We start from the raw sequence: 8,970 nt of genomic DNA, 5'->3' as shown, positions 1-8,970 counted from the left end.
TGAAAGCGGATGCGTGTGGCTTCGAAGCGCATCAGCCTGGCGAGAACCCAAGGCTCTTGCATTTGCAGTGTCAAGGTCAGTTGCACCGGCCGCCAGACGCGGAAACATGTTGCGCAGGTCGGGACACATGAAGTTATCCCCGCCGAGGTCAACAAACCAATGAGAACCGGCAACCCAGTTTGCATTGGTCACAACCAGACCATTTTCTTGTGCATAGGCCCACAAGGCCGCATATGCGGTCTTGCTCATCACGCCACCTACCGCATCTACCTCCCAGGCACGCGGCAAAGCCGTATGACCGAAAACCACGCCACCACATTCAGACGAACGGTAGCCGGAAAAATAAGCTGTTGATGCCCACTCCCAAGCCTTGCCGCCCATGCCCTTCACGATGATCGGGCCAACATCCGATCCTGGCAGCGAACTCGACGCATACACACGTGGCAGGTTGTTGCGAGCGTAGACATTCGCACCATCGCAGAAAACATCCAGCACATCGCCGGGCCACAGCACGATGCCCGTTCCTGCAGGTGTTTTAAAGGTGACAGGAAATTTTCCCGAACCGCCATGCCTGACAGTCCATACGCCCGAAGCGGCCGGGACAGTAACGGCCTTTGCAGCCGTCACGACACCTGTAAGGCTGATAATGATGGCGCCGGCCTGGTCGGCAGTCAGTGCAGTAGTTGCAGCACCAGCGATATCGATGGCAACGATGCCATTGACGGCGGTTTGTACCGCTTGCATTGTCGCAATCTGGGTAGTATTGGCGCCCGGCGCCGGTGTAGGCGCTTTGGGCGTACCGGTGAACTCTGGGGATGTAAGGCCAGCAAATGCGGCTTGCAACGCCTTACGCACTTGCGTGTTGTCGTTCTTATTGAGTTCCAACCCCGCCCATTCGATGAACGAACAAAGCTCTTCCTGGAAAGCGTTGAAGAATTCAGGAACAAATTCAGTTGGTGGCCGGCCAATGCTGTCATCTTGGGCAACCCAACGATTGTTTACGTGGCCTGGGCCATCAATTCGATGCATGGTAAAAACCTCCTGCTCCAGTGATGTCTTCAAACCAGAGGAAGACATGGGATTGTTTGAATTCGGATAATGCTTTCCACAACACAGCCGGATTAACGACCGAGCTGTAATAGCGGACGCGGATGATGTACCTGGAGCGCGTTCCCCACATCGCATCACCGATCTTGCTGCCGATGCGCGCTGGCCCGAACAGGTGGTCGATCTTCACCAGGTCGACATCAAAATCCTGCGCGGGAGCTTCGTGACTCCAAAGGCGATCGCCTATGTGGCCGCCAATCGCCGCCGGCCGGCGCGGCTTGGTCTCTGAGACGCCGGCGATTGCCTCTTTAGCCACGCGGCGGTACTCATCGATATGCCAGTTATCCACCTTGGGGGCATGCTTGGAAACCGCGTTATCGAGTACTACCTGGGCGGCCTCATCAATGCGCACCATCTCCTGCGCCGCGCCCAACAACATATCGTCACCGAACCCGCCTTCAGGCCATTTCCAGGCGGCGCCAGGCGGTAGCAATGCCTTGATGGCGTCAGCAAACTCTCGATCTGTATGGATCGTGATCTTCATAACCAGGTGATCGGGCGATAGACCAACACTTCGCCGGCTGCGACGGCAATATCGGCCGTTGGGGCGATCCGTTGGTATTGGGTTGTGACGGTAGCAATGGCTGCATCCAGTTCGGCCATCGCCAGAATGGATGTTTCACTGGCCTCGGCCAAGATCGCGGCCAGGACAGCGCCCCCAATCGATGTGCGATTGGCCTCGGTATCAAAGCCAGGCTGTAAATGCAATGAGGCGGTAACCAAGCGCTTGAGTGGGGCTGCAACGCGCCAATCTGCCGTAGCCGGGGCAATGCTGCTCAGTTTTTCGGAGACGGCATCCAACACGGCCTGAGTTGGCAAACGATCCTGCAGGCCATTACAGATTGGACGGACAAGCACGGTTCCGATGCCAAGAACATGGGGCTGAACCAGTGCAGTTGTGACAGATGGATGCGCGCTTTTAGCCCAGAATCGGTAATCAGCGTCCTTACCCGAGCGGGCGCCAGTCGTTACGATGGTCTGCCATTCTTCTGCGACACGGCTGCGCCAGTCTTCTAAATCTTCCTCTTCCTCGCCGCCAGACAAGCCATTCGCATCAACTGTAAAGATATCGTCGCATCCAGGAAGCGGGTCGATCAAGCGAAGCGTCTGCCCAGCGACAAGGTTACCGGCCGAGCCGGTGGTGTTGCACTTGAGGGTAACGGTCGAAGATTGGCCCAGGATAATGGCCGCCTGGACGGTGTAATCCAGGCCATTGGCAGTGCCGCGTAATTGAGTGCCAGCAAGGATCGGGACGCCGTTGGCACCAGCACCGACAGCACCACCAGTAGAAGCAGTAGCATCCAGGCGCGCCACGTTGTACAGAGTGGCCCAGTCATACAAGCGCTCCAGATCGCAGGTCAACGGCGATGTCTGCCTATCAATCCATTCCAGATGCCCGTGTATGCTGTTGTTCGCACGCGCCAGCGCCGCAGATAACGGGCCACGCAAGACAGCAGGCATTGCGGCCAAATCAGCAGCAATGCGTGTCTTGAGATCGGTATATGTAGGGCGGAGAGTGTAGGAGGTCACAACGGGACTCGCACAATGAACTGGCGTCCATTGTGCAAGCCCGTAATATCCATGAACACGCTGGAAATATTTCCAGCGGGTTCGGGAATGGTCACTTCATCCACATTGACCTCGGTGAGCGCATCGGAGTGCGCCATCAAGGCAGTTTTGACCATATTGAGCGCTTCGCTGCGCGCTTTGCTGTTCAACGGCTGGCGACGGACGTACCACAGGCCCGTTCCGACCTTGCCATCCTCAAACCAGCCACGCCGCTCATATCGATCAGGGACACGATCCGCCGGCGCAACGCCATCGCTATACAACACAGCATAGATGACGGTGGCCGCCTCGGTATTGTCATCGTCCACAGACTCATCGAACGGCGCCAGGTCGAATTGATTTTGGCCGAGCGGTACCATTTTAAGCATTCGTAATTACCTCCGAGGTCGGTTCGCCAGGCGGCTTGCTCGTATGCTGGTGGCCGGAACCAACATTCTTTCCGTTGTTGGTAAGGGGGCCGGTGATATCCGCGCCACCATTCATCTTTGCAACCCCGCCACCTTCACCGTAATAGCCGCCGGCGGATATGGTTTGGCCGACCACCTTCAAATTGCCGCCGATCTCGGCATCACCCGTCGTTTTAAACAGCGGTGTATCAGCGATCACCATAGCCGTTGCCTTTGTCTCGATCACGCCGCCGCGTTTGATGTGTACCCAGTTCCCTTCATCGTCATGGATTGCCACCTCGCCCTGGACGATCTCCACCTGATAGGTTTTATGACCAATAATGAGCGCCGCGCCGTAAGAGCGATCACCGCCCGGAAATACCAGGTAGTTCTGGCCGCCCTCAGGCGGCCAGTAAGAAAAGCCATAGGGTTCCACGCGCCGGATATTCTTCAAGGTCTCCCCGGTCAGGATCGAGACCTGCACCGAGTCGCGGCCCGTCCGAATACTGGTTCCCTGGGCAAATATCAACTGGAGGCGCCGCCAAATCTGATTGAACATTACCGCACCCCTCGGAATTTGCTTCCTTTAAGCGCCTTGGCCCCTTTGACAGAGGCGCCTCGCTTGGATTTCTTCTTTTCTTCGCCCAGGAAGGCATCCCGATGCATAACCTGCAGGCGTGTAACCTTCCCGCCCTTATCATCCAGGCCGAAAGTGCGCTCCCCCAGCAGAAACACACCATCGACATTTTCAATAGGATCATCCGATGGAATCACCACCCGAACCTGCGTATTGATCCTCCATATCCGCCATCTTCCATCAGCATCCTGATAGCGCCAGCCAGGCACCTCCAATTCGATACGGTGCGCACGCGCAAGACGCCGGTTTCTCTCAAGCTCGGCGCGGCGATCACAACTCCCCAGGGATTGGCTATGACGATCCGCCACGATATGCATGGGGCGAAAGAAAGAGATGCCACTGTCTTTGATCGCCCCCTGCAACGCCTTGTCGCTGTTGTAGTCGAAGCTCTTGACCACGTAATCCGAAAAGCGCAGCCGGAATTCGTCAATCGGTTGGTATTTAAAGAAATGCTTACCAAGCTCCAAAGTCGTCACCGGCTCATCATCGGTCGGCTCAGTCAAGATCAGACCACCACTGGGTAACGGATAGAGCAGCATGTTCGAAGACCGTACCGCGTTGATGAGGGCATTGGCCGGGACTTCGGATTGCATGGAAAACTCCGGTACCACCGGCGTATCTCCGTCGATCTTTACAGGCACTTTAAAGGTGTCGCAAATGCGCTTTACGATCTCGCCCAGCTTCAGGCCCGATAGAGTCTTGGAGTACTGGCAGTCCACCAGTTCGCGCCCCAGGGAACGTGCATCCAATAGGATGGCGCTGCTCTTCATATCCGTTGGTCGGCGCAAAACATCCGTGCGGATGGTGGTGACCAATTCATCATCGATCAGCACATCGAGGATGGTATTGGCCGTTATTCCCAGCGGCGAGCCATCACCAGGCCGAGTCAATCCCAGGCGTACCGACGAACACAGATCATCGACGGACTCTTTAATTTCGACGTTTTGCCAATAGCCGAAGCGCTTGCCGTCAAACCGGAGTTCGACTGTTCCCTCATCCATAGATACGACCTTTCACAAACAGGGGATGGCGAACAGCATTGCGCGCCAGGAACACATCCTCATCGACCTCCAGGCGATAAGCCAGGACGGCCGCCGGCAACGAGCTGGAGATATCGCGGGTGACTGCCGGCTTCAAATCCTGGGACAGCAAGGCATCAATGACGGCAGCGCGGGCATCTGTCGCAGCCTGGAACACGGCATCCGGCAAATTCGGCAGCAAGCTATCGATGGCGGTCACCACGGCGTCAAGCGCCATGTCCCGATCCGCCTCGGTCTCATAGACAGTGATCGCCAGTTCTGCAGCAGAGGCCACTAGCAAGCGGCCGCGCAGTGCTTCTTCTTTCTGTAGATTGCGCCGAACGGCACCATCAACAGCGGCCACACCAGACAACACGGTGCTACGCGGCCTGGCGGCCTTGCTCAACCGCCCAACCAGGCGGGCGCGATCACCACCGCTCAAGTCGTCGCTATAACTGCTGCCACCGAACATATTGGTGAGGCCACGCAAGGCATTGGCGTAGGCATCCGGCAGGCCCGCCAAGGTGGCGAGGTCTCCCTTGACGCCGGCAACCAAGTTACGAATCTGGTTTGCCCAGGTCAGCGGCAAGGTCGCCAGCGAGATCACCTGGCGCAATACCTCCAACTTCTCCTGGACGGCCGCAATATAGGAATTGAGGCCATCGGCGCTCATCGCCTCCTGGTCAAAATCTTCCTCCGCCGCGTCGCCCATCTTGCGGGTACGGTCGATTGCCACATCGACCTTATCCTGGGAAGGCTGGATGGTCTCGCCACCTTCCACGAACTCAATGGTGACCTTCGCTGATCCATCCTGTTCGTTGTTCTCTTCGATAGACCAATCTTTGGCACGCACCCACAACAGGCCGCGCCAAGGATGGGTAAGCCAGGTCGCGCCAGGCTCCGCCAGTTTTTCCAGCAATCCATTTAGTTCGAGGTCGTAGTCTTTGCCGATGAAATAGGCATTCAGCTTCCAGTCCCAGGCTTTTTTTCCAAGGTCTTCACTACTGGGAACATCGCCATGAGGATATTCATGGGTCACGATGCGACGGCCACCACGCGCACTGTGGCTATCCGTCAGAAATTCCATGCCACGGAACGAGGCTTTGGCCCTACGGTCGGTATATGCCATCAGTGTGGTGCTCCCGTCATTATGTTGCCGGTGTTGAGCGAGACGTTGGCGCCGGTGGCCTGGAACGATTGCCCCTGCAGGACTAAACCAGGAGCAAGGCCCACAGTGAACTTTGCGTTCATCTCGGCAGGTTTAGCATCTACAGCTTTTTGCTCCGCACCTTTGGACAAATCCTTGTAGGCTTCCCAAGCAGCGCCACCGAGACCACCAATCAATGCACCGATAGCTGTTCCTGCGAGTGGCACAAAGCTACCGATCGTCCCACCCAGTGCCGCACCATTCATCATGGAAGAGCCATAGCGCGAGACGGCGGATTCTTCACCGAAAGTCTTATCCAAGGCATACCCACCGGCAAGCGCCCCAATTCCGCCAATCGTTCCGACTTTCCCCAACTGCATTGCCGTTCGACCGATACCGCTTGATGCCATGCCCGAGGCAAATCTGCTAATTGCACCGCCACCTGGCAAACCTTTCCCGCCCATCGCAATGGATGCCAAACCGGCAGCGCCAGCAAGTGCGCCAAGAGCGGTGGTAGCCAAAATGGTTGTGCCTACCAACAACGGATGCTTGGCGGCCAAATCTGAAAACGCTTCAGCAGCCTTACCGATAGCCGGAGTCAACGAATCCATTGCGGCCTTTTGCCCCAACAATTTATCTTCTTCTGCCTGCTGAACTTTATAACCGGCAGTATCTTTCTTCACGCTAAAGCCAATACCGATGGCAGATTCACCATCACCATTGTCACCATCCGAATATTTCTTCCCATATTCAGCACGCACTTTGCCCAATACGTCTTTGGTGTAATCGGCATTGTTCATCAGGCCCAGGAATGCCATCAAGGATTGCTGGTTATGGAACACCTTGCCCACCGCAGTACCCTGCACCTGTGCAGCCATCGCCTCCAGGATGTCACGACGCCCCTCTTTATCATCCTTACTCAGCCCCTGTAGTTTGGTCTGCAGAGACTGATAGGTTTTATTCTTGGAGAAGATGGTGTTCATCATGTCCAGAGTAGCCTCGACCTTATCGACACCACGATCCTGGTAATCCAGAAATAACTGATCAACTGTTTTGAGGCGGCCTTCCTTTTGTCCCTTTTTTGCCTTCTGCCCATTGGCCAAGTACTGTTCCGCCATGAAGTTTCGGAAGTGTGGCGTGTTCAGTTCGTTGAGGAGATCGCGTAGATTATTACCGGCCTCATCCTTGGTGCCGGCAGTGACGACCGATGCTTGGTTCCAGGAGGCCAACTTAGCGAAGCCATCCTTGCCCGAGATACCCAGGTTCTTTGCCATAGCCATCTGCTGGGGCAACCATTTCGCCATGTCCTTTAATTCAAATCCACCCGCCTGGCCGGCGGCCAGCGCCGCGCTCAGAATCTTAGGGATATCTTCGACGCCGATTTTGAAACTTTGCTTGGCCCGGATTGCAATGGTCGCCAGAGCATTGGCATCGGTATTACCAGCCGTCGCCGCTTTCATAATCCCTGGCAGCATGGCAATGGCCTCTTGATCAGAGACCGTGCCTGAAGCAATCATGGTATCTAGGGCATCAGCCGCTTGATCACGAGTCCCACCACCTTCTCGACGTGCTTTATTAACGGCGCCTTCCAGCTCCTTCATGCCAATCTGGCGCCCCGCTTTGTCACGCTCCGCATAAGCCGTATTCGCCATGTCGGCTAAACGCATGTCATAGGACATTGCGGCACTGGCTGGAGCCTTCAACGTATACGCCGCTGCTCCGATGCCAGCAATAGCGGCACCGGAGAATTTCAACGCACCATAGGCTTTTTGCGCTGTGGTCAATCGGCCCATCTCATTGGTCAGCTTTGTGACCTTCTCGCGCATCTTTTCAGCCGCGGCCGCTTGTTCGTTCCAGGAAGAGAAACCCGCCATTTTCAAACGGTTATATGCGGCTTCCGTTTGCTGAATTTCACGCTGGATGGCTCGCTCGGATTTGACGCCCAGGGTTTCGCGTGCCTGGGAAAGACGTTCGTAACTGCTGCGCTGGCGAGTGGTGCCTTTTTCGATAGAATCGGCTGCCTTTTGCGCCATGCGTTCGGTGGCGGTAGTGACCTTATTGGTTTCCTGCTGAACACCTTGCGCTGCGGCGCGTGCGCCAGCAGTCGCTCGGTCATTCAGTACGAGGTTGACTTCAACGTTGACAGCAGACGACATAAAAAAAGCTCCAGTACCAAAAGGTAACTGGAGCATAAGTGCTGCCACACGTGAAAAACAGGAGGGAAATTTTTCCCGCTAAATCGGGGGGCGGCCTGTCAAAGCACAAGCCAGACGCGCATAAACAAACAATTTGGTAATCGGCATAGCCTCAACCACAGGAGCTTGCTGATGCATCACATTCATCAGCAAGCCCACCGCGATCAAGACTCTTGTAATTTTTTTTGCGCGTCCCTCTCGTCATTGAATTCTTTTTCATCGCCCTCGATCATGGCATCTGCCATTGCCTCGGCCCGGCGATAGTCGACGCCGCGCAGACGTTCGATCAGGGTTTCATCAGTTCCGGTCAAGCTAGCGATCAGTGCGAGACGCTGCAAGACAGCACCGCGTTTGTCAAACGACAGGTAATCCGATGCGGTGGTGTAATCGCGGAAGGTCAGCGTGTCGATGGTTTTCTTGTCGCTGATCTGGATCGGATGAATGAGGGTAAGTTTTGCCATAGTCGTCAAGGAATAAAGAAAATCGATACGGGATACTGCAATTACGAAATCTGCTCGGACTCGTTCGACATGAACGTAACCTTGCCCTCACCGTCGCCGGCAGTAATCGGGTTTTCGACAAAGGCCATGCTCATCATGTGAACGCTGCCGTCAGCCATGCGGATGGTGATGTCTTCATCCTCGATGTTGTTGATCGCCACGATATCGAGACCACCCTGCAGGTTGAGGCTCAATTCCAGCTTCGCAGCCTGGGAGCTTTCCGTAAAACCCCCGTCCACAGCCTGGCGACCAGCTTTGTGCGTGCGCTTCTTGCCGCTTGGCGTGAAGGATTGCCCCGACTCCGCCAGGGGCAGCTTGCCAATCGACGGCACCGAAACGCTTTGAATATTGTTTAACTTTGCCATGTTCGCAAATCCTCTTTAAATCAGAATAGAAAATCCTGGCGCCGA

The 8,970-nt window shown here is 55.7% G+C and carries 9 protein-coding genes and 1 pseudogene; all 10 read right to left on the bottom strand.

From position 1 onward, the window contains the following. Window positions 1-1,029: pseudogene (locus tag J7548_RS19170) on the bottom strand (hypothetical protein); the annotation flags it as partial. Continuing rightward, window positions 1,016-1,591: a hypothetical protein gene (locus tag J7548_RS19165; RefSeq protein WP_290977759.1), complete on the bottom strand. Its 576-nt coding sequence runs from the start codon at window positions 1,589-1,591 to the stop codon at window positions 1,016-1,018. The pseudogene J7548_RS19170 and the gene J7548_RS19165, both read right to left, overlap by 14 nt. Further along, window positions 1,588-2,637, bottom strand: coding sequence for a baseplate J/gp47 family protein (locus J7548_RS19160; RefSeq protein ID WP_290977757.1), 1,050 nt, complete (start codon window positions 2,635-2,637; stop codon window positions 1,588-1,590). The genes J7548_RS19165 and J7548_RS19160 overlap by 4 nt, the downstream gene beginning before the upstream one ends. Then, the gene (locus tag J7548_RS19155; protein ID WP_290977755.1) at window positions 2,634-3,044 is read right to left on the bottom strand and encodes a phage GP46 family protein; all 411 of its coding nucleotides are present in this window, start codon (window positions 3,042-3,044) and stop codon (window positions 2,634-2,636) included. Before J7548_RS19155 ends, J7548_RS19160 begins: the two co-directional genes overlap by 4 nt. Continuing rightward, window positions 3,037-3,621, bottom strand: a complete 585-nt coding sequence (locus J7548_RS19150; RefSeq protein WP_290977753.1) for a phage baseplate assembly protein — start codon at window positions 3,619-3,621, stop codon at window positions 3,037-3,039. Before J7548_RS19150 ends, J7548_RS19155 begins: the two co-directional genes overlap by 8 nt. Beyond that, window positions 3,621-4,700 carry a phage baseplate assembly protein gene (locus J7548_RS19145; protein ID WP_290977751.1) on the bottom strand — a complete coding sequence of 360 codons (1,080 nt, stop codon included), beginning with the start codon at window positions 4,698-4,700 and terminating at the stop codon, window positions 3,621-3,623. The genes J7548_RS19150 and J7548_RS19145 overlap by 1 nt, the downstream gene beginning before the upstream one ends. Further along, on the bottom strand, window positions 4,693-5,847 hold the full coding sequence (locus J7548_RS19140; RefSeq protein ID WP_290977749.1) for a DNA circularization N-terminal domain-containing protein: 1,155 nt from the start codon (window positions 5,845-5,847) through the stop codon (window positions 4,693-4,695). Before J7548_RS19140 ends, J7548_RS19145 begins: the two co-directional genes overlap by 8 nt. After that, a complete protein-coding gene (locus tag J7548_RS19135; RefSeq protein ID WP_290977747.1) occupies window positions 5,847-8,021 on the bottom strand; it encodes a phage tail tape measure protein in 2,175 nt (724 codons plus the stop codon). Before J7548_RS19135 ends, J7548_RS19140 begins: the two co-directional genes overlap by 1 nt. Before the next feature lie 203 nt (window positions 8,022-8,224). Further along, complete coding sequence (locus tag J7548_RS19130; RefSeq protein WP_290977745.1) at window positions 8,225-8,521, bottom strand: phage tail assembly protein; 297 nt, start codon at window positions 8,519-8,521, stop codon at window positions 8,225-8,227. 41 nt (window positions 8,522-8,562) lie between these two features. Continuing rightward, window positions 8,563-8,925: a phage tail tube protein gene (locus tag J7548_RS19125; RefSeq protein WP_290977743.1), complete on the bottom strand. Its 363-nt coding sequence runs from the start codon at window positions 8,923-8,925 to the stop codon at window positions 8,563-8,565. Window positions 8,926-8,970 lie beyond the last annotated feature (45 nt).

Source organism: Herbaspirillum sp., from assembly GCF_017744395.1.
Lineage (GTDB): Bacteria > Pseudomonadota > Gammaproteobacteria > Burkholderiales > Burkholderiaceae_D > Herbaspirillum.
Note: the sequence above shows the minus strand (reverse complement) of the source record. Positions and strands in the feature narration are given on the sequence as shown.